The following is a 19,598-nucleotide window of genomic DNA, read 5'->3' as shown; positions in this document are numbered from 1 at the left end:
GCAAACCATGCCTAGTGTCGACGTCGTACACGACGATCGGCCCGCCCCGCGGGCAGGAGGAGGCATCCATGGATCCCCGAGACATCACCGCTGCATCCGCAGGCACCAGCGCCCGCGACGGCTCCCCGGCACGCGGCGCGGCGGATCCCCTTTCGGACGTCGTCGTCATCGGCGGCGGCGCCGCAGGACTGAACGGCGCACTCATGCTCGCCCGTTCCCGCCGCCGCGTGATCGTGGTGGACGCGGGGAACCCGCGCAACGCCCCGGCGGAGGGCGTCCACGGGCTGCTGGGCCGCGAGGGCACGCCGCCCGCCGAGCTCCTGGCACGCGGGCGCGACGAGGTCGAGAGCTACGGCGGGACCATCGTGCAGGGCCGCGTCGCCTCGGTGCGGCCGGACTGGAGTGTCGACGGCGTCGAGGGCGGCTTCGACCTCACCCTCGAGGACGGTCGCGCACTGCGCGCCCGGCGACTCCTCGTCGCGACCGGCGTGCGCGACGAGCTGCCCGCGATCCCGGGGCTCGCCCGGCACTGGGGCAGCGGCGTCGTCCACTGCCCCTACTGCCACGGCTGGGAGGTGCGCGACGAGCCGATCGGCATCCTCGCCTCGGGCCCGATGTCGGCGCACCAGGCGTGGCTGTTCCGCCAGCTCAGCGACGACATCGCCTTCTTCGCCCGCGGCACCGCGCTCGACGCCCGGACCCGCGCGAGGATGTCCGCCCGCGGGATCCGCGTGATCGACGAGGAGGTGGCCGAGGTGATCGCCGACGACGGAACGGACCCCGACGCCTCCGCCGTCGAGGGGGAGCGCGCGCCCCGCATCGCGGGCGTGCGCCTGGCGAGCGGGGAGGTGATCGCGCGCCGCGTGCTGGCCGTCGCGACCACGATGACCCCTCGCCTCGACGGGCTCGAGGGCCTGGGCCTGCGCGTGGAGGAGGTCCCGGGGATGGGAGCGAAGGTGCCGTCGGCGATGGCCGGGGTGAGCGAGGTCCCCGGCGTCTGGGTCGCGGGGAACGTCACCGACCCGACCGCGCAGGTGGGTGCCGCGGCGGCCGCGGGTGCGCTCGCCGGAGCGCACATCAATGCCGACCTCGCCACTGCCGACACCGACGCCGCGCTGCGCTCGCGCACGGTGGGCGAGGCCGCCGACGGGAGCCTCTCCCTGCTAGCGTGAGCGGCACCGAGGGGAGTCCCGGCAAGGGGCTGAGAGTCCACTGGTCACGCGATGCGCAGGAGCGCGAGGCGGCGACGGCGTGGAGACCCTGAGCACCTGATCCGGATCATGCCGGCGCAGGGACGGAACCGCTGAGCGCCCTCCCCGCCGGCCTCGTGGAAGAGGCATCGTGAGCACCAGCGCCCCCAGCCCCAGCGCCCGCAGCGCGAGCGCCCGCAGCGCCAGCGCGCCGTCCCCCGGCGAACCCGCCACCGGTCGCGTCCCCAACGTCCTCTCGATCGCGGGGACCGACCCGACGGGTGGCGCGGGCATCCACGCGGACCTCAAAGCCTTCGCCGCCCAGCGCGCCTTCGGGATGGCCGTGGTGACCGCCGTCGTCGCCCAGAACACGCAGGGGGTGCGCGGGGTCGTCGCGCTCGATCCGGAGTTCGTCGGCGAGCAGATCGATGCGGTCCTCGAGGACGTGCAGGTGGACGCCGTGAAGATCGGCATGGTCGCGAACGCCGCGATCACGGAGGTCATCGCCGAGCGCCTGCGCCGCCACGGCGCGCGCAGGATCGTCCTGGACCCCGTGATGGTCGCCAAGAGCGGCGACCGCCTCCTGGACGAGGACGCGGTCGACGCCGTGCGCGAGCAGCTCGTGCCCCTCGCCGACGTTCTCACCCCGAACCTGCCCGAGGCCGCGGTGCTGCTGGGGGAGGAGCCGGACTGGAGCGCGGCGGAGATGCGTCGGCGCGCCCACGACCTGCTGGCCCTCGGACCGCGCAGCGTGCTCCTCAAGGGCGGTCACCTCGAGGGGTCGCCCACCAGCACCGACCTGCTGTGCGGGAGCGAGGGCATCCTCGAGCTGCCCGCCCCGCGCATCGAGACCACCAACGACCACGGCACCGGCTGCACGCTCTCCGCGGCGATCGCCGCCCGGCTGCCGCGCATGCCCGTCGAGGACGCCGTGCGGGGCGCCAAGGAGTACCTCCACGGCGCGCTCGCCGCGAGCGACCGCCTCGACGTGGGCCACGGCCACGGACCCCTGCACCACTTCTTCGAGCTGTGGGACGGCGAGGGGACACCGGGGCGCTGACCCCTTCCCACGGGCGCGGGTCCCGCTCACTGATCCGATGCGGCTCCGCTCCAGGCCGCGCTGAGCACCCGTGCCGCGCGCAGGGGATCGTCGGCCGCGCAGACCGCCGAGACCACCGCGCAGCCCGAGGCGCCCGCGCGCCGCAGGGCCGGGACGTCGGCCGCAGTGATCCCGCCGATCGCGACGCTCGGCACCGGGGAGGCGGCCGCGAGCAGCGCGAACCCTTCCACACCGAGGGCCGGCGGATGATCCGCCTTGGTGGCGGTCGCGCGGATCGCGCCGATGCCCACGTGGTCGACGGTGCCCTCGGGCAGTGCGGCCACGGCGTCCAGATGCGCCGACGTGTTCGCGCTGAGCCCTATGGCGGCGTCGGGCCCGAGAAGTTCGCGGGCACGGCGCACGTCCTCGTCGCCCTGCCCCAGATGCACGCCGTCCACGCGGATCCCGCGCTCGCGCGCCGCCACGGCGGCGTCCACACGGTCGTTCACCAGCAGCAGCGCACGGGCATCGATCACCCGCGCGAGGCGCTCCAGGAGGCGCACGTGCTCGGCGAGGTCCGCGTGCTTCTCCCGCAGCTGCACCACGCGCGCGCCGCCCTCGACGGCGAGCTCGACCGTGCGCACGATGCCCCGCGCACCGCAGAGCGCGGCGTCGGTGACGAGGTACAGGCCGAGCTCCTCGCTCGAGGGCCTCACGCCGCCTCGCCCCCGTCGCCCTGATCCGCGGTGCCGCCGTGATCCCCGGTGCCGCCCGGAGTCACGGCGCCGACGTGCAGGCGGCTGGGCGCACGGAGCTCGTCCGGGCCGATCGCGGCGAGGGCGTCGAGCAGCCGGGGCGCGAAGGTGCCCGGCCCGTCGGCCCCGGAAGCAGCGCGCTCGGCCGCCGCGGAGTAGGCGGCGTGCGCGGCGACGACGGCCTCCAGCGCAGGTGCTCCCTCGCCGCGCACGCCCAGGAAGGCCGCGATCACGGCGCCCAGGGCGCAGCCCCCGCCGGTCATGCGGGTCAGCAGCGCACTGCCGCCGCCCACCTCCACGAGCGTGCTCCCGTCGGTGATGAGGTCGCGCTCACCCGAGACCGCGACCACGGCGCCGTGCGTGCGCGCGAGGCGGGTCGCCGCCGCGACGGCCGCGTCGATCGGGTCGGAGGAGTCGACGCCCCGGCCGCCGGTTCCCTCGCCGGCGAGGGCGAGGATCTCCGAGGCGTTGCCGCGCACGGCGGTCGGCCCCTGCGCCACGAGCTCGGCAGCCAGCGGCGTGCGCACCCGCAGCGATCCGATCGCGACCGGGTCCAGGACCCACGGCGTCCCGGCGCGACGCGCTCCCGCGACCGCCTCGTGCATGGCCTCGCGCTGCTCGGGCGCGGGAGTGCCCAGGTTGATGAGGAGGCCGTCGGCCACCGCGGCGAAGTCGCCGGCCTCGCCGACGATATCGACCATCGCCGGGGCTGCACCGATCGCGAGCACCACGTTCGCCGTCACGTTCGTGACCACGGAGTTCGTGATCGCGTGGACCAGCGGACCGCGCTCGCGCACCGCGCCCAGCAGCTCGCCGCAGCGGGCGGCGAGTCCTGCGGGATCGACGGGACCGACGGCTGTCGCGGGGCGCGCGGAGAGATCAGTGGCGACCTCGGGGACGCCGCCTGCGGGGGTTGCGGGGGCCATCGGGCTCCTCTCGTCGGGGCGAGGGGCCGGAGCGGCCGCGGCGGGTGGTCGTCGACGACCCTCGAGGATCGTCGGCACCCGGCCGCGGCTTCGGACATTCCCTACGCCAGCGCTGACTGGATCAGGTTCGACGGGTCTGCTCTCAGCCGCCATCGGCGGCACCCCGTGTCACGTGCCGACGAGCCTAGCGCGCGCGAAGGGAGGTCGGGGAACGCCGCCCGGCCCTCGTCGGCACGACGCACCGCACGTACGTGGTGCCGCGGATTCCCTGCGGTCAGCCTCTGTGATGTGCGGCACGGTGCGGCATCGGGCGTCCAGCTCAGGGTGCCGACCGGGCGTCCCGGACGTCCGTGCGGCAGGATGCGGCTCGACAAAATAGTTCAGACCAACTAATACTTTCGGGGCGGTCGCACGGACCGCACGCACACCGTCGCGAGCGTCGCCCGACGGTCATGACGAAGGAGTCTCCCGTGTCAACTGCCGCACCCGACCTCGAGGTCGACCCGACCGTCGACCCGACGGGCAGCCCCAATATCCTCGGCCCGCGACTGCGCGTGCCCGCCATGGGCATCAAGCCAGACCGGAAGAAGCCGATCTGGTATGTCATCGGCATCTTCCTGGGGCAGTTCGGCCTGTTCGTCGCCCTGATGGGGCCCGCGACGGTGTCGGTCCAGATGAAGGCCCGCACGCTCTCGGACATCCCGGCGGAGCAGGCCTCGATCGCGGCCGCCGCCCTCGCCCCGGGCGCGATCGCAGCGCTCATCTTCAACGCCCTCGGCGGACGCCTCTCCGATCGCACGCGATCGGGGCTGGGGCGGCGCCGACCATGGATCATCGGCGGGGCCTTCGCGATGTGCGCGGCGATCCTCATCATGGCGATCGCGCCGAACGTCGTGGTGCTGGCCACTGGCTGGTTCATCGCCCAGGCCTGCGCGAACATGGCGTACGCGGCATACACGGCCTCGCTCGCCGATCAGCTGCCGGACGAGCAGTACGGCAAGGTCTCCGGCATCGTGGGCATCGCCCAGAACTCCGCCATCATGGCCGCGACCTGGCTGGCCTCGTTCTTCGGCGGGACCATGGTGGGCCTGTTCATGATCCCCGCCGTGCTCGGCTTCCTGCTGGTGACCGTCTACGCGCTGATGATCCCGGATCCGGTGCTCAAGCAGAACCGCTACCCGTTCAACGTGCGCGAGCTGGTCACCTCGTTCTGGACCAACCCCCTGAAGTTCCCGGATTTCGGACTGGCCTGGTGGGGGCGCTTCATGATCATCCTGGCCTCCTACCTGTTCATCAGCTTCCGCGTGCTGTTCATGACCAACCACCTGGGGCTCGAGGACGCGGCGGCCGCCACCGCGGTCGCCACCGGCGTCACGATCTACACGGTGCTCTCCATGGTCGCCGGGCTGGCCGCCGGGTGGATCTCCGACCGGATCGGACGTCGCAAGGTGCTCGTGGCGGGGTCGATCCTCGTCTTCGGACTGGGCACCTACATGCTCGCCCACGTCGACTCGGTCGGCGGGTTCTTCCTGTGCGAGGCGATCATGGGCCTCGCCTACGGCACCTATCTCGCCGTCGACCTCGCGCTCGTCTTCGAGGTGCTGCCGGACCGCAAGACCTCCGGCAAGGACCTGGGCGTCTTCAACATGGCCAACGCCCTCCCGCAGTCGATCGCCCCGGCCCTGGGCGGGATGCTCCTCGCCCGCATCGGCGGGGGCACCGACTTCACGGTGCTCTTCGTGGCCGCCGCGATCTCGGGCGTCATCGGCGCTGTGCTCACGATGTTCATCCGCGGCGTGAAATAGTAGGGGCGACACATTGATGACGGGCCGGTGCGGCACGATCGCACCGGCCCGCTCTCGTCCCAGGTCGACGGAGACCTGTGCCGAAGGGGAGCCCATGAACACCGACCAGACCACGCGCGCCGCCGCGACCGCGAGCGCCGCCGAGGGGACCGTCGCCGCGCGCGAGCCGCGCGAGCACAGCACCGCCGAGGGGGCCGCCGCCGAGAAGCGTCCGGTCCGTCGGCGCCCGGGGCGGCCCCGCGGGCAGGACTCCGCGGTCGTCCGCGAACAGGCGCTGCGGACCGCCGTCGACCTCATCGCCCGTCAGGGCTTCGGCGCGACCTCCATGGCGCAGGTCGCCGAGGGCGCCGGGATCTCCCCGTCCGGCCTCGCCCATCACTTCCCCTCGAAGAAGGCGCTGCTGGGGGCCGTGCTCGCCCATCGCGACGCCGTGGACAGCGACCCCATGCCGCCCGAGGGATCCACGCCCTGGTCCGCCTTCGACCATCTCGTGCACGTGGCCGGGCTGAACATGCAGCGACGCCAGATCGTGCTCCTCTACGCGACGGTCACGGGCGAGGCCACCACCCCCGACCACCCCGCGCACGAGTGGATGCTCGATCACTTCGAGGCCGTCATGGAGTCGCTGACCCGCTGCCTGCGCCTGGACCAGGAGAAGGGGGACGTGCGCGAGGACGCCCCCGTCGAGCGCATCGCCCGGGAGACGGTCGCCCTCATGGACGGGCTGCAGCTGCAATGGCTCATCGACCCCTCGGTGGACATGGCGGAGATCCTCGGCGACCACGTCGCCCGGCTCAAGGAGGCCTGGGGGACGGGCCAGGACTGACGGCGCACCGGCCCGGTGAGCCGACGCTGTCGGCGGCGACTTGCCCCGTTCGGCCCGCGCGGCGTTCAATGGTGCGCGTCGGCCGCCCTCGGGCCCGCCGGCACGGCGGTGGGGCCCGCCGTACCCAACCTCGATGATCGACAACGGTCCCTGTTCGCTCCCGGAGCGCGCCCCTCGCGCGCCGGGATCCGGCGGTAGCGCGCGCCCGCCCGACTCTGAACAGGAGTGATCCGTGCCCCGACCCGAGGACCCGCATCCCGAGATCCCGCTCGACCCCGACGTTGAGAGTCCTGATCCGCAGGGCGGCACGACAGCGCCGAGCGACACCACTGCTCAGGGAAACACCACTGCACCCGACGTCCTCCTCCCAGCACGCGTCCGACCCCTGCACCTGCGACCGAGCTCGATCGCCCTGGTGCTGATCGGCGGGACGCTCGGCACGGCCGCCCGCGAGGCCCTGACACTCGCCGTCCCGGAGCTCGGCGGAGTGCCGATCGCCCTGTTCGCGATCAACCTCGCGGGCGCCTTCCTGCTCGGCATCCTCCTGGAGGCCCTCGCCCGCAGCGGGCCAGACCAGGGCGTGCGCCGCGCGCTGCGGCTGTGCGTCGGCACGGGAGTGATGGGCGGCTTCACCTCGTACAGCTCGCTCGCCCTCGCCGTCGATCAGCTCATGGCCGACGGGCGGGCCCTCGTCGGCGTGGCCTTCGGCCTGGTCAGCGTGGTCCTCGGCGTGCTCTTCGCCGCCGCCGGCATCCTGGCCGCCTCCCGGCGCACGTCGCGTCGGCCCCATGAGGAGGCCGCCCGATGAGCGCCGCGATCTTCGTCCTGCTCAGCCTCGCCGGCGGCGTCGGTGCGGTCGCCCGCTTCGTGGTCGACGGGATCGTGCGCTCCCGCGTCTCCGGCGCCATGCCCTGGGGGACCGTGCTCATCAACATCAGCGGGTCGCTGCTGCTGGGCCTGGTCACAGGGATGCTCGGCGCCCAGCTGCTGAGTCCCGAGCTGCAGGTGGTCCTGGGGGCGGGCTTCCTCGGCGGGTACACCACCTTCTCTACAGCGAGCGTCGAGACCGCGCGCCTGCTCCAGGAGCGCCGGGTGCTCTACGCCCTGGGGAACCTGCTGGGCTCGCTCGTCGTCGGCTCGGCCGCCGCTGCGCTGGGGCTCGTGGTCGGCGCGGCGCTCTGAGGTGCGCCCGCCCTCTCAGCAGTCGGAGACCAGGCGCAGCAGCACGCGGGCGCCGAAGCGGATCGCGTCCACCGGGACGCGCTCGTCGATGCCGTGGAACAGGGGAGCGAAGTCGAGGTCGGCGGGCAGCTGCAGGGGCGCGAAGCCGTAGCCGGTGATGCCGAGCCCGGCGAGCTGCTTGTTGTCGGTGCCGCCGCTCAGGCAGTAGGGGAGCAGCTCGGCGCCGGGGTCCTCGGCGAGGATCGCGCGGTGCATCGCGGCGACGAACGGGGTGTCGTCGGGCGCATCGAGCGAGATGCCCAGGGTGTCCACGATCATCTCGACGTCAGGCCCCGAGAGCTCGTCGATGAGGGCGAGCAGCTCGTCCTGATGGCCGGGGAGGAAGCGGCAGTCGAGCTCCGCCTCGGCGGTCTGCGGGATCACGTTGCCCTTGTAGCCGGCGCGCAGCGTGGTCGCGTTCGCGGTGTCCGAGAGGGTGCCCGAGACGAACTGGCGCGCGCCGCCGAGCAGCGGCAGGAACGCCGCGGGGTCCTCCTCGTCCCAGTCGCGCCCGCTGATCTCGCCCACGCGGTCGAAGAGGGTGCGCACGCTCGCGATGTACTCGAAGGGGAACTCGTGCGCGTCGATCGCGGCGATCGCCCGCGAGAGCCGCACGATCGCGTTCTCGTCGTTGGGGACCGAGCCGTGCCCGGCGCGGCCGTGCGCCCGCAGACGCATCCAGGCGTAGCCCTTCTCGGCGGTCTGCAGCAGGTAGGCGCGCACGTCGCGCCCCGTGTCCTTCTCGGGGACGGTGATCGAGTACCCGCCCACCTCGCTGATCGCCTCGGTGCAGCCCTCGAAGATCTCGGGGCGGTGCGCGACCATCCAGCGGGAGCCGAGCACGCCGCCGGCCTCCTCGTCGGCGAACATGACGATGACCAGGTCCCGCGGCGGCTTCTGCCCGGTGCGGGCCAGGTGCCGCACGAGCGCGAGGATCATGCCGTCCATGTCCTTCATGTCCACGGCGCCGCGGCCGTAGAGGACGCCGTCGCGCACCTCGGCGGCGAAGGGGTCGACGCTCCAGTCCTCGGCGTTCGCGGGCACGACGTCGAGATGGCCGTGGATCACCAGGCCGCCGCGCTCGCGGTCCTCGCCGGGGATGCGCAGCACCACGCTCGCGCGCCCGGGCTCGGACTCCATGATCTCCGGCTCGTACCCGACCTCGCGCAGCCGGCCGGCCACGTAGTCGGCGGCCTCGCGCTCACCCGGCCCCTTGTTGCCGCCGAAGTTGCTGGTGTCGATGCGGATGAGGTCGCGCGTGATCTGCACGGCCTCGTCCTGCAGCAGCTCCAGTTCGTCCTGAGTCGGTGCGGAGAGCGGCACGCGGTGGTCCTTCCTGAGCGGGGCTGGACGGGTCTGTCCGAACCGAGCCGCGGGGCTCCGGCACGCGCGGGCGCGCAGCATCGGGTCGTCCCGGCCAGCGTACGCGCGCACAGGGGTCCGACGGAGCGCGCTCCACGCGCTGCCCGGTCAGTCGTGAGGGCGATAGGAGTCCTGCGCCGGATCATGGATCGCGACGGCCAGGCGCGTGTCCGCCTGGCCGTAGTAGGCGAGCCAGCGTCCGTGGAAGTGGACCAGCCCCTCGACGAACGTGACGCTCGGGACCAGCCCTTCCGTCTCGGCGCGGGTGGTGGGCAGGAGCCAGGGGACATCGGTGTGCGCGAGCACCCGCGTGGGATCCGACTGGGCGACGGCGAGCTGCCCGCAGCGGTAGTCGACCTCGTGCGGCGACTGGGCGACCGCGCCGTTGATGAGCAGCACCAGCAGTCCCTCCGCGGTCACCACCGGAGGGGCTCCGATCTCCACCAGCGTCGCGTCGAACCGCGAGGGGTCCGCGGAGGGCCGATGGATGGGGCGGTCCTGGGCGCACGGTGTCCAGTGCAGGAGATCCGTGCTGGTCGCGACGTAGATCGCACCTTCGCCGAAGTACATGACATAGACCCCGTCGATCGGCTCGGGCCAGATCACGCCGGCCTTCGACCAGGGCCCGTCGGGGCCGTAGGGGAGGGTTCCCCACGTGTTGAACTGCGGGAACAGCGGTCCGTGCTTCTCCCAGGTGCGGAGGTCGCTCGAGGTCGCGAGGCAGAGCTGCGCGCGATGGCCGTCATAGCCGGTGTAGGTGAGGTAGAAGGTCCCGTCGATGCGGGTGATCCGCGGGTCCTCGCAGCCGGCGGACTCGTAGTCGTGCTCGGGGACGAGCACGGGCTCCTCCTCGCGGGTGAAGGCCAGACCGTCGCGACTGCGGGCGAGGCCGATCCGGGAGACCAGGTCCTCGCCGTGCGCCCGGTACAGAAGGACCACCTCGTCCTCGACGACGATCGCCGCCGGGTTGTAGAGGTTCGCGGACTCCCAGCCGTCCCCGCGGGGCTCGAGGATCGGATTGTGCGCGCTGGGGGTGAACGGACCGAGCGGGAAGACCGCCGCCGGGGCGGAGGGGGAGGTGTGCGACATCAGCGGACCCTTCTGACGGGAATGATGCAGGCAGCCGCGACCACGCAGGTCACGGCCACTGCGATGAACGATGCCTCGTACCCGACGGCCGAGGAGAGGGAACCGGCGACGATCGGGGCGAAGACGGCGGGGAGCGTGTTGGAGGCGTTGAGGACGGAGAGGTCCTTGGCGACGTGGTCCTGGTCGGGCAGCACGTCGAGCATCAGCGCGGCGTCGACCGAGAGGTAGGCCCCGTAGGCGATGCCGCCCAGTGCGAAGAACGCCAGGAACGCCCATGGGGTGCGGAACGCCATCAGCGGCACCACGGCCACCGCCGTGAGCAGAGGGGCCGCGATCACGAACGGACGGCGCCCGAGCCGGTCCGAGAGCGGACCCGCGATCACCGTGGCCGCTCCGGCGCAGACCGCGAGCACCGCGGAGGCCGTGGCGATCAGGTTCCCTGCGGCCTGCCGCCCCAGCCCGATGTAGTCGCTCGCGATGAAGACCTGGTAGAGGACGACCATGTAGAGCGCGAGCACGAACAGGAAGCGGCCGGCGAACACCAGCCAGTACTGCAGATCGGCGGGAGGGACGAGGGCCCGCAGGAAGCCCCGCGCTCCGCCCGCGGGCCGCGGCTCGTCGATGCTCGAGCGCCGGGGCAGGGCGACGGCGACCCCCACGCAGACCACGAGCATGATCCAGGGCACGGCGAGCAGACCCTGCTGCGGGCGGGTGATGAACACCGCGGTCAGCACGCCGCCGGCTACCGTGCCCAGCAGCACGCCCAGACCGGCCAGCCCCGACATGCGCCCGAAGATCCTGGGGACGAGGTGATCAGGGCCGACGGCGAGCACGGCGGCGATCATCGCGTTGATCGACATCTGGAACAGGGCCCAGCCGATCACGACGAGGACCCGTGAGCTGCTCGCTCCGGTGAGCATGAGGGACAGGGAGCCGATGATCGCGCCCCCGGCGATCCACGGAGCCCGCTTCCCGAAGCGGCTGCGCGTGCGATCCGAGAGGGTGCCCGTGATGACGATGGTGATCGCCGCGAGCACGGCGCCCGCCGTGGAGGCCGTCGTGTAGAAGCCGATCGGATCGCCGGGCGCGATCGCGTCCGAGGCGGCCTGCAGGTATGCGCCGCCGGCGTTGTTGGTCGCGGACCATCCGAGGTTGAACACCAGCACGAGCGGGCCGATGATGCCCAGCGTCTCCCGCAGTGCGGTGCGCGGACCGGCCACGGTGGACGTGGACGTGGACGTGGACGTGGGCGTGGATGTGGACGGCGGCGGCGCGTCCGACGGCGGACGGGGTGGAGTGGGCATGGCGGGCTCCTCATCAAGCCTCGTGGGATGAGCGGTGGATCGGGACGTCTCAGGTCTCCGGCGTCCAGAGCGCGGCGGCGGATCCCGGCGGGGTGTACGCGCTGACGAGCAGCTCGTCGAGCCGCGAGTGCAGTCGAGGCGCCCGGATCTCGAGATCGCGGACGCGTCCCGCCCCGAGATCGATGGCGTTGTCCTCGGCCTGGACGTCGTCCGCGCCCAGGGTCACGGTGAGCCCGAGGGCAAGGGTGCGGGCCTCCAGACGCAGACGCGCACGATCGCCGGCGGACTCGAGCACTCGTGGACGCACGTCGGGGAAGGGGAGGGGCAGGTCCTTCAGGGCGCCCCCGAGCAGTCGGTTGGCCGAGACCCGCGTGGAGCCCCCGGCGTCCTCGACCCAGGCGATCGTCCCGGGGTCGAGCACGTGCGGTCCCTCGGCGAAGAACGCCGTGGAGGATGCGGGAAGCGTCCACAGCACGGCGGCGCCGTGGGCCGGGGCCGAGCCCGCTGCCTCGTCCTCGAGCAGCACGGTCCCGTCGGCCCGCTCGAGGCGCACGCGCAGGCGCACGTCCGCGGGCTCGGGCGTCGAGTTGACGACCCACAGCCGCAGCACGCCCTCCGAGTCCTCGAAGGAGGCGATCACGGGGGCGAAGGCCCTGCGCACCGCGTGGAACGCCTGCTTCCGGCGCAGGGCATGGTCGACGAGCGCCCACGTGATCCCCGGCCAGGGCTCGTTCAGCTGCCAGACCAGGGTGCCGCTGGTCCACGGCTCCTGCCGCCGATAGTGCTCGATGCCGTACTTCAAGCCCTCGGCCTGCAGGGCCTGGGTGGTGCGGACGTACTCCGCGAACGTGCGCGGGACGCCGGTCTCGACGTCGAGGATCGCGAGCGCCTTGTCCTTCGGCTCGTCCCGGATCCGTGAGCGCAGGACGGGGGAGTCCAGCCGTCGGTGCTCGCGGGGGATGACCTGCTCGAGAGTGGGAGCGCAGGCGGCGGAGAGGATGCCGAACTCGCTGATGAACCGACCGGTGTCGTGGCGGTAGCGGCGGAAGTGGGCCGCTTCCCCGAAGCTCGCGTGCTGATCGGGATCCGGGGCCCCCAGCGGGAGCCCGTGCCAGACCTCCCAGGCGTGGCGATCGCCGTCGGCGACGCCGTTGACACCGGCGGGATCGTCCTCCCCGTAGGGCGAGTTCGGCCAGTACGGCACCTCCGGCGCGATCTCGGCGAGCACACGGGGGATCAGCTCGCGGACGATGTGCCACCCCCACGGGCCGTGCTCGAGGGAGCCGTGCGCGAGCTCATGGAGCGCGAGCACCTCGTTGCCCCCGGTCAGCAGCGCGAGGGACGGGTGGTCGGCGAGACGGGCGGCCTGGACGCGGATCTCGGCCTCCACCTCCGCGAGGAAGTCGGCGGACTCCACCTGGTCGCTGCAGGCGAACGGCGCGTCCTGCCAGATCAGCAGGCCGAGCTCGTCCGCGGCATCGAGGAGCGCGTCGCCCGCGTACCCGCCTCCGCCCCAGACGCGCAGCATCGTCATGCCCGCCTCCCGGGCGAGCGCCGCCAGGCGGCGCTCACGGGCCGGATCGGGGCGCAGCATGTCGTCGGGGACGATGCTCGCCCCGCGCGCGAACACGCGCGTGCCGTTGACCGCGAGGTGGAAGGCCCGGTGGCCGTCGCCCTCGTCCTCCCGCACCAGCTCGATCGTGCGGATGCCGACGCGCCGCGTCAGGCCCGTGACGTCGGCCGGACCCGCGCCGTCGGCCCGCCCTGTGGCGTCGGCTCGCCCCGCGGCGTCGGACAGCGCGGCGGTGAGGGTGTGCAGATGGGGTTCACCCAGGTCATGGGGCCACCAGAGGTCGGCGGTGGGGATGCGGAGGCGTGTGCGCGCCTCGCCGTCCTCGCCGGAGATCGCGTGCGCGGACAGGACTGCGGTGGAACAGGCGGAGCCGGAGGGCCGCGCGAGCTCGAAGTCGACCCGTGCTCCCGGGGCCGTGGTCCGGGCGATCAGGTCGGCCTCGGCCGTGCCGTCCTCGTCCAGGCCCAGCGTGCGCAGCCGCACGCCGAGGACCCGACGCTCGGGCCGCTCCACGACCTCGATGGCCCGCACGCCGATCGAGGGGAGTCGCGGCGCGAAGTCCCAGCCGAAGTGCACCACGGGCTTGCGTCGCAGCACGGTGCGGGGATCGCCGAACAGACCCTGGACGTCGCCGTCGTCGCTGTCGCCGCCGTCATCGGGGACATCGCGGCCCATCGCCCGGGCGAGCCGCCGGGCCGTGTCGAGCGGACCCTGCGGGGCCTCCAGCCCCCACAGCGGGGGATCGATCCGGATCAGCAGCTCGTGGGGTCCGTCCGGGCCCGCGGGCAGGGGGATCTCGAGATCGCGGTAGAGCGATGCATGGGTCGCCGCGCGCTCTCCGTCGAGCCAGAGCGTCGCCGCGAGGTCCAGGCCGCGCATCCGCAGGAGGCGCTCGGCGCCCGGTCCCGTCTCCCGGTCGGTCGCGGGGATCGTGGTGCGCAGCCACCACGCGCGCTGCTGGATCCAGCCGAGCTGCTCGGAGTTCTCCGCGACGTACGGGTGGTCGATGCGCTGCGCGCGGTGCAGGGCGTCGTGCACCTCGAAGGGGAAGCCGGCATCGAGCCAGTCCTCTCCGCCGAGGTCGGGGTCGAGGTCGAGGGCGCTCGGCGGCACGGCGGGGTCCGATCCCGTGAACCGTGCGCCTTCGATCGGAGTGATCGTCTCGGTGGTCTGCACAGCTCCGCGCATCGTCGTTCGCTCCTCCGTCAGAAAAAATGCGAGTGACTCGCAAAAGCGAGAGTATTGCACGATCTCGGGCGGGGCAAGGCCGGACGTCCTCCCATCCGCGCTCCGTGCTCGCGGCCCTCCCGCTCGCGGTTCGTAGACTGCGGCCGTGGGACTTCGAGAGCGCAAGGCGCAGCAGACGCGGGAGCGGATCGTGGAGGTCGCCCTCGCGCGGTTCGCGTCCCAGGGCTACGACCGGACCACCATGGAGGGCATCGCCGCCGAGGCGGAGGTGCACCCCGCCACGCTCTACCGCTACTTCCCGAGCAAGGACCAGATCGTCCTCGCGGAGTTCGCGACCTCGATCGAGAAGCTCGCGGAGACCTTCGAGGGCTGTTCGCCGACGCTCCCGCCGGAGACTGCGCTCATGCAGGCGATCGATGCCGTGCTGGAGCCGGAGGACCGGGAGCACAGGGAGCAGCGCCGCCAGCTGCGCGCGATCATCGACCAGTCGCCGCCCGCCCGAGCCAGGGTGTGGGACCTCCTGGCGGAGCAGCGACGCAGGCTCGCGGACGAGATCGGCCGGCGCACGGGCACCGAGCCGACGACGCCACGGATCGTGCTCACCGCGCGCCTCGCGGTGCTCGTCGCGGAGACGGCGGCCGACCTCTGGCGCGACGGCGACGGCGCGACCCCGGGGCGCGAGATCGCGCGCGACCTCGCGCGGCTGCTCGCGGACGGCAGCGTCCTCCTCCCCGACGCCGACGCCGGCACCGACGCCGATGCCGACGTGGGCTAACCCGCTCGCAGCTCCCGGCGAGCCGCGGCCTCGACGTGCTCTCCCAGATCCCGCAGCAGGGCGGGAGGCGTGCGCCAGGCCTGCCAGTACAGCGGCGTCGTCACCTCGGGACCGCCCAAGGGGATCAGACGGCCCTCCTCGCGCAGGGGGACCGACTGCTGCAGCGGCATCATCGCCCAGCCGAGCCCCTCCACGACCGCGCTCGCGAGGTCATGCGTCGAGGGCACGAAGTGTCGCGGGGCGTCCGCAGGGTCGACGTCGTGCGCCCGCAGCCACTGCGCCTGCAGCTGGTCGGTGCGATCGAAGTCGATGCGCGGGGCGCGGGAGAGGACGTCGGCCGACGGGGGCCGGGACTCCCGCAGGGTCGCGGATTCCGCTGACCACTGCTCGCACCACCGCTCGCACCACTGCGGCGCGGCGACCGCCTCGTACACCAGGCTTCCCAGGGGCGTCACCGAGCACCCGGGGGAGGCGAGCGAGGACGAGGTCACGGCGGCCATCGCGGCGCCGCTCTCGAGGAGGCGCGCGGTCGCGTCCTGGTCCTCGCGCAGCACCTCGACCTGGACGTCGTGCGCGGCGACGAACGCAGCCAGAGGCTCGATGAACCAGGTCGCCGACGAATCGGAGTTCACGGCGACCGAGATCCGGGGAGCCTGCGCCTCGCCGTCGAGCCCGAGGGCCTCGTGGGCCTCGTGCTCGATGAGCGCGTGGCGGCGTGCGAAGCGGATCACCGCCTGCCCGGCGCCCGTGGCGCTCACCGGACGGGATCGCACCAGCATGCGCCGTCCCAACTGCTGCTCGAGCTGACGCACGCGCTGGCTGACCGCCGAGGGTGTGAGGTGCAGGCGCCGCGAGGCCGCCTCGAGCGAGCCCTCGTCCACGACGGCGGCGAGCGTCTGCGCGAGGACGGGATCGATGCGCACGGGTGCTGCGCGCAGAGGATCGGTGCTCATGAAGCAACGCTACATCTGCATCAGGAATCCTTGCTGGTGCTTCAGGTGCGGGGCTCGTAGCGTCGAGGGATGCCTGCTTCCCTCCACGGCCTGCTCACGGGCCTCGCACTGATCGTCGCCATCGGCTCGCAGAACGTGTTCGTCCTGCGCCAGGGCCTGCGCCGCGAGCACGTGCTCGCCGTGGTCGTGGTCTGCACGCTCTCGGACGTCGTTCTGATCAGCGCCGGTGCCGGCGGGCTCGGCCTGCTGGTCGCCGGCGCGCCGCAGCTCGTGCAGGTCGCGCGCTGGGCGGGGGCGGCGTTCCTCGTCGGCTACGCGCTCCTCGCCGCGCGTCGGGCCCTGCGGCCGACGGGCGAGGCGCTCGAGGCGGAGGGCCCGGCGGGCCGACGCGGCGGGACGACCGCGGTCGCGGTCACCGCGCTGGCGCTCACCTGGCTGAACCCGCACGTGTACCTCGACACCGTGCTCCTGCTGGGGTCGGTGGCGGCGACGCACGGGAGCGACCGCTGGCAGTTCGCCCTCGGGGCGATCATCGGCAGCGCCCTGTGGTTCTCGGCGCTCGGCTTCGGCGCCCGGGCGCTCAGCGGCGCGCTCGCGAGCCCGCGCGCCTGGCGCGTGCTGGACGCCCTGGTCGCGGTGACGATGGTCGTCGTCGCGGTGATGCTTGTGACGGGCGGCTGACGCCCGGGCGGCAGCGGGTTCAGTCGACGGGTGCGCCGCGCATCTCCACCGAGATCTGCTCGGCGTCGATCGTCGCGAGCACGTGCTCGACCATCTCCGCATCGAACAGCCCGTCGTCGCGCGCATCCAGCAGGGCCTTGCGCTGCGCCCGGAGGATCCGCAGCATCTCCGCCTTGTCGGGACCCTGACCGGGCCGCCCGGAGTGACCGGCCGCAGGGGAAGACGCACCGGAGTCGGGTCCCGCGTCGTCGGCGGACGGTTCGTCCTCCGGGGCCTCGCCCGGGTCGGCAGCGCGCGCGCCGGCAGCGCGCTCGCCCTCCGATTCCTCGCCGTCCGCGTCCTCCACGGTCTCCGCGCCGATCGTGCTGGTTCCTCCGGCGGCGGCCGCGGCGCCGGCGAGCAGGTCGAAGATCGCCTCGCGCTGGCGGCGATCGAACTCCTCGGCCTCGGCGTCGGCCTCTCCGGCTGGGAAGAGGCGGCCGGCGACCTTGCCGACGGTGCCGCCCTGGATCAGCAGGGAGAGCGTCGCGACCGCGAAGGCGATGAACACCAACAGCGGACGGTGCGGGACCGAGGCGGGCAGGGTCTGTGCGGCCGCAACGGTGACGGCGCCGCGCATCCCTCCCCAGATCAGCATGATGCCCTCGCTGCGCCCCAGATCCTGGCGGGAGTAGTAGCCGAAGTCCGCGCGGGCGCGCCGCAGCCGCGTGGCGAACAGCTCCGTGTTCTTCACGGTCACCGCCTCGCCCCGGCGGGGCCCGCCGCGCCGCGGCATGCGGATGTCCTCGCCGGCCTCGATCATCTTCTGCATCGAGGCGATGCGCTCGGTCATCGCCTCGCCGCGCACGCGGGAGCGGCGCAGCCGTTTGAGCAGGGTGCGCACCAGCAGTGACCGCACGGCGAGGGTGACCACGAGCGCGAGGGCTGTGAGGCCGAGGCCCGCGAGGATCCCCAGGCTGTCCTCGTGCAGCGCCTCGAGCACGGTGGTGATCTGCAGGCCCATGGTGAGGAACACGAAGCCTTCGAGCAGCAGCTGGATGCTCGCCCAGTTCTCCGCGCTGGACATGCGGTGGCGCGGCGGCAGCACCCGCGGATCGAGAGTGCCCGTGATGAGGCCCGCGACGACCGCAGCGACCAGGCCCGAGCTGCCCAGCATCTCCGTGGGGACGGAGGCGATGAACGGCAGGGTGAAGGTGAGCGCGGTGTTCACGGTCGAGCTCTCGATGTGCTTGCGCACCACGAAGCTCACGGCCGCGACGAGAGCGCCGATGATGATCGCGACCACGAGCGACCAGGCGAAGGACCCCAGCGCCCCCGCGAGGGAGAAGCCCGAGGCCGTCGCGACGATCGCCGTGCGCAGGATGACCAGGGCCGTCGCATCGTTGAGCAGGCTCTCGCCCTCGAGGATCGTCACCACGCGGCCGGGCACGCGCCCGCCGCGGATGATCGAGGTCGCGACGGCGTCCGTGGGGCTCAGCACGGCGCCCAGGGCCACGCCCCACACGTAGGAGACGCCCGGCACCAGCCAAGCGAAGAGGCCCCCGAGGGCCAGCGACGAGGTGATCACGAGGATGATCGACAGGGCGCTGATCGGGTAGATGTCGCGGGGGAAGCTGATCGCGGGCATCCGCACCGCGGAGGCGTACAGCAGGGGCGGCAGGATCACCTCGAGGATCAGCTCGGGCTCGATCTCGACGGCGGGCACCCCGGGCACGATCGAGACGAGGATCCCGATGCCCACGAGGATCAACGGCGCCGCGGTCCGCACGCGCGGCGCGATCACGTCGGTCGCGCAGATCACGATGATCGCGGCGACCGCGAGGGCGATGGGGAGGGTCACGGCGGGCTCCGTCCGGACGGGCGTGCAGGTCATCTCGCAGCGGGCGGGCGCGTCCATGAGCGCTGGAGAGCACCCGGGCTGCATGCGCTGCACGTGCGGGCACGAGCGTAGCGTGAGCGCATCGAGCCGCCTCGCGCTCCCACACCACTCTTCTCGGAGATGAGCCGTCATGAGTCCTGCAGAGTCCGCCCCCGCCGCCGCACCCTCTCTCATCCCGCTCGGCGCGAAGCAGCCGCTCGTCGTCGATGTCTGGACCGACGTCGTCTGCCCCTGGTGCTACGTGGGCGAGGGCCGCCTCGAGCAGGCCATCCAGGAGGCCGGACTCACCGGGAAGGTGCAGGTGCGCACGCACTCCTTCGAGCTGGACCCGTCGGCCCCCACGCGCGCCGAGGAGCGCGCGGCAGGCCAGTCGCCCACGAACGTCGACCACCTGATGCAGAAGACCGGCCGCGGCGCCGAGGAGGTGCGCGGCATGGAGGAGCAGATCGCGCAGCTCGCCCGGGAGCTCGGTCGCGACTACGCGCTCGAGCGGCCGGTCGCGAGCACCCGCCCCGCGCACCGTCTGCTGCAGGCGGTGCGAGCCGCGGCGGGGGAGGAGGCCGCGAAGGACTTCTTCCTCTCCCTGCAGCGCGGCTACTTCCGCGGCGAGCTCGACCCCTTCGAGGACGAGGTGCTCGTGGAGCACGCCGTCGCGGCGGGACTCGATGCGCAGGCGGCGCGCGAGGTCCTCGCCTCGGACGCGCACGACGCGGAGGTCGACGACGAGGTGCGCGCCGCGGTCGAGATGGGGGCGCGCGGAGTCCCGTTCATGGTCCTCGGCGACGCCTACGCCGCTCCGGGCGCGCTTCCGGTCGAGGCGCTGCGCGGCGCCCTCGAGGAGCTCGGCCGCGCCCGCGGGCTGCTGGGCGAGGACGGCGCGGCCCACGGGTCGACGGGCGTCGTCGGCGGCGAGGCCTGCGGCATCGACGGGAACTGCTGAGATCGACAGGAACTGCTGAGGCCCACGGGGCCCGCTGACGCCGAGTCCTCGAAATGACGATGGGCCCGATCCGCTGCATGCGGATCGGGCCC

General features: G+C 73.1%; 17 protein-coding genes and 1 riboswitch. Of the genes, 9 read left to right on the top strand and 8 right to left on the bottom strand.

Annotation, left to right across the window (positions count from 1 at the left end):
- Positions 1 to 68: 68 nt before the first annotated feature.
- Both Bra3105_RS06015 and thiD read left to right on the top strand, forming a co-directional pair.
- Positions 69 to 1,172, top strand: a complete 1,104-nt coding sequence (locus tag Bra3105_RS06015) for an NAD(P)/FAD-dependent oxidoreductase (protein ID WP_228359010.1) — start codon at positions 69 to 71, stop codon at positions 1,170 to 1,172.
- A 169-nt stretch (positions 1,173 to 1,341) separates the two neighbouring features.
- Positions 1,342 to 2,250 (top strand): bifunctional hydroxymethylpyrimidine kinase/phosphomethylpyrimidine kinase, encoded by a 909-nt coding sequence (thiD, locus tag Bra3105_RS06010; RefSeq protein WP_323188849.1) that lies wholly within the window; start codon positions 1,342 to 1,344, stop codon positions 2,248 to 2,250.
- A 26-nt stretch (positions 2,251 to 2,276) separates the two neighbouring features.
- Here thiD and thiE read toward each other — a convergent pair whose 3' ends face one another.
- Entirely contained in the window at positions 2,277 to 2,945 is a 669-nt protein-coding gene (gene thiE, locus Bra3105_RS06005; RefSeq protein WP_228359009.1) for a thiamine phosphate synthase, read from the bottom strand.
- The gene (thiM, locus tag Bra3105_RS06000; RefSeq protein ID WP_228359008.1) at positions 2,942 to 3,910 is read right to left on the bottom strand and encodes a hydroxyethylthiazole kinase; all 969 of its coding nucleotides are present in this window, start codon (positions 3,908 to 3,910) and stop codon (positions 2,942 to 2,944) included. Before thiM ends, thiE begins: the two co-directional genes overlap by 4 nt.
- 80 nt (positions 3,911 to 3,990) lie before the next feature.
- Positions 3,991 to 4,086: riboswitch (TPP riboswitch) on the bottom strand.
- A gap of 294 nt (positions 4,087 to 4,380) precedes the next feature.
- Here thiM and Bra3105_RS05995 point away from each other — a divergent pair.
- From Bra3105_RS05995 to crcB, 4 genes are all read left to right on the top strand, one after another.
- Positions 4,381 to 5,715 carry an MFS transporter gene (locus Bra3105_RS05995; protein WP_228359007.1) on the top strand — a complete coding sequence of 445 codons (1,335 nt, stop codon included), beginning with the start codon at positions 4,381 to 4,383 and terminating at the stop codon, positions 5,713 to 5,715.
- A 94-nt stretch (positions 5,716 to 5,809) separates the two neighbouring features.
- Positions 5,810 to 6,541: a TetR/AcrR family transcriptional regulator gene (locus Bra3105_RS05990; protein WP_228359006.1), complete on the top strand. Its 732-nt coding sequence runs from the start codon at positions 5,810 to 5,812 to the stop codon at positions 6,539 to 6,541.
- Positions 6,542 to 6,773: 232 nt separating this feature from the next.
- Positions 6,774 to 7,349 (top strand): fluoride efflux transporter FluC, encoded by a 576-nt coding sequence (locus Bra3105_RS05985; protein ID WP_228359005.1) that lies wholly within the window; start codon positions 6,774 to 6,776, stop codon positions 7,347 to 7,349.
- Positions 7,346 to 7,723: a fluoride efflux transporter CrcB gene (gene crcB / locus Bra3105_RS05980; RefSeq protein ID WP_228359004.1), complete on the top strand. Its 378-nt coding sequence runs from the start codon at positions 7,346 to 7,348 to the stop codon at positions 7,721 to 7,723. The genes Bra3105_RS05985 and crcB overlap by 4 nt, the downstream gene beginning before the upstream one ends.
- A 15-nt stretch (positions 7,724 to 7,738) precedes the next feature.
- Here crcB and Bra3105_RS05975 read toward each other — a convergent pair whose 3' ends face one another.
- The 4 genes from Bra3105_RS05975 to Bra3105_RS05960 all read right to left on the bottom strand — a co-directional run bounded on the left by Bra3105_RS05975 (position 7,739) and on the right by Bra3105_RS05960 (position 14,278).
- Positions 7,739 to 9,085, bottom strand: a complete 1,347-nt coding sequence (locus tag Bra3105_RS05975) for a M20/M25/M40 family metallo-hydrolase (RefSeq protein WP_228359003.1) — start codon at positions 9,083 to 9,085, stop codon at positions 7,739 to 7,741.
- Between the two features lie 147 nt (positions 9,086 to 9,232).
- On the bottom strand, positions 9,233 to 10,213 hold the full coding sequence (locus Bra3105_RS05970; RefSeq protein WP_228359002.1) for a glycoside hydrolase family 130 protein: 981 nt from the start codon (positions 10,211 to 10,213) through the stop codon (positions 9,233 to 9,235).
- The gene (locus tag Bra3105_RS05965) at positions 10,213 to 11,517 is read right to left on the bottom strand and encodes an MFS transporter (protein WP_228359001.1); all 1,305 of its coding nucleotides are present in this window, start codon (positions 11,515 to 11,517) and stop codon (positions 10,213 to 10,215) included. Before Bra3105_RS05965 ends, Bra3105_RS05970 begins: the two co-directional genes overlap by 1 nt.
- Positions 11,518 to 11,566: 49 nt before the next feature.
- Positions 11,567 to 14,278, bottom strand: coding sequence for a glycosyl hydrolase 2 galactose-binding domain-containing protein (locus Bra3105_RS05960; RefSeq protein ID WP_228359000.1), 2,712 nt, complete (start codon positions 14,276 to 14,278; stop codon positions 11,567 to 11,569).
- A 145-nt stretch (positions 14,279 to 14,423) separates the two neighbouring features.
- Here Bra3105_RS05960 and Bra3105_RS05955 point away from each other — a divergent pair, with 145 nt between their 5' ends.
- Positions 14,424 to 15,053, top strand: coding sequence for a TetR/AcrR family transcriptional regulator (locus tag Bra3105_RS05955; protein WP_228358999.1), 630 nt, complete (start codon positions 14,424 to 14,426; stop codon positions 15,051 to 15,053).
- On the opposite strand, the gene Bra3105_RS05950 is transcribed toward Bra3105_RS05955, so the two are convergent.
- Entirely contained in the window at positions 15,050 to 16,006 is a 957-nt protein-coding gene (locus Bra3105_RS05950; protein ID WP_228358998.1) for an ArgP/LysG family DNA-binding transcriptional regulator, read from the bottom strand. The genes Bra3105_RS05955 and Bra3105_RS05950 overlap by 4 nt on opposite strands.
- 69 nt (positions 16,007 to 16,075) lie before the next feature.
- Between Bra3105_RS05950 and Bra3105_RS05945 the strand changes: the two genes are divergently transcribed.
- Positions 16,076 to 16,687 (top strand): LysE/ArgO family amino acid transporter, encoded by a 612-nt coding sequence (locus Bra3105_RS05945; protein WP_228358997.1) that lies wholly within the window; start codon positions 16,076 to 16,078, stop codon positions 16,685 to 16,687.
- A 19-nt stretch (positions 16,688 to 16,706) separates the two neighbouring features.
- On the opposite strand, the gene Bra3105_RS05940 is transcribed toward Bra3105_RS05945, so the two are convergent.
- Positions 16,707 to 18,527 carry a cation:proton antiporter gene (locus Bra3105_RS05940; RefSeq protein WP_228358996.1) on the bottom strand — a complete coding sequence of 607 codons (1,821 nt, stop codon included), beginning with the start codon at positions 18,525 to 18,527 and terminating at the stop codon, positions 16,707 to 16,709.
- Between the two features lie 169 nt (positions 18,528 to 18,696).
- Here Bra3105_RS05940 and Bra3105_RS05935 point away from each other — a divergent pair, with 169 nt between their 5' ends.
- Entirely contained in the window at positions 18,697 to 19,506 is an 810-nt protein-coding gene (locus Bra3105_RS05935) for a DsbA family oxidoreductase (protein ID WP_228358995.1), read from the top strand.
- Positions 19,507 to 19,598: the final 92 nt, after the last annotated feature.

This window comes from Brachybacterium halotolerans subsp. kimchii (assembly GCF_020792675.1).
GTDB classification, from domain to species: Bacteria; Actinomycetota; Actinomycetes; order Actinomycetales; family Dermabacteraceae; genus Brachybacterium; species Brachybacterium halotolerans.
Note: the sequence above shows the minus strand (reverse complement) of the source record. Positions and strands in the feature narration are given on the sequence as shown.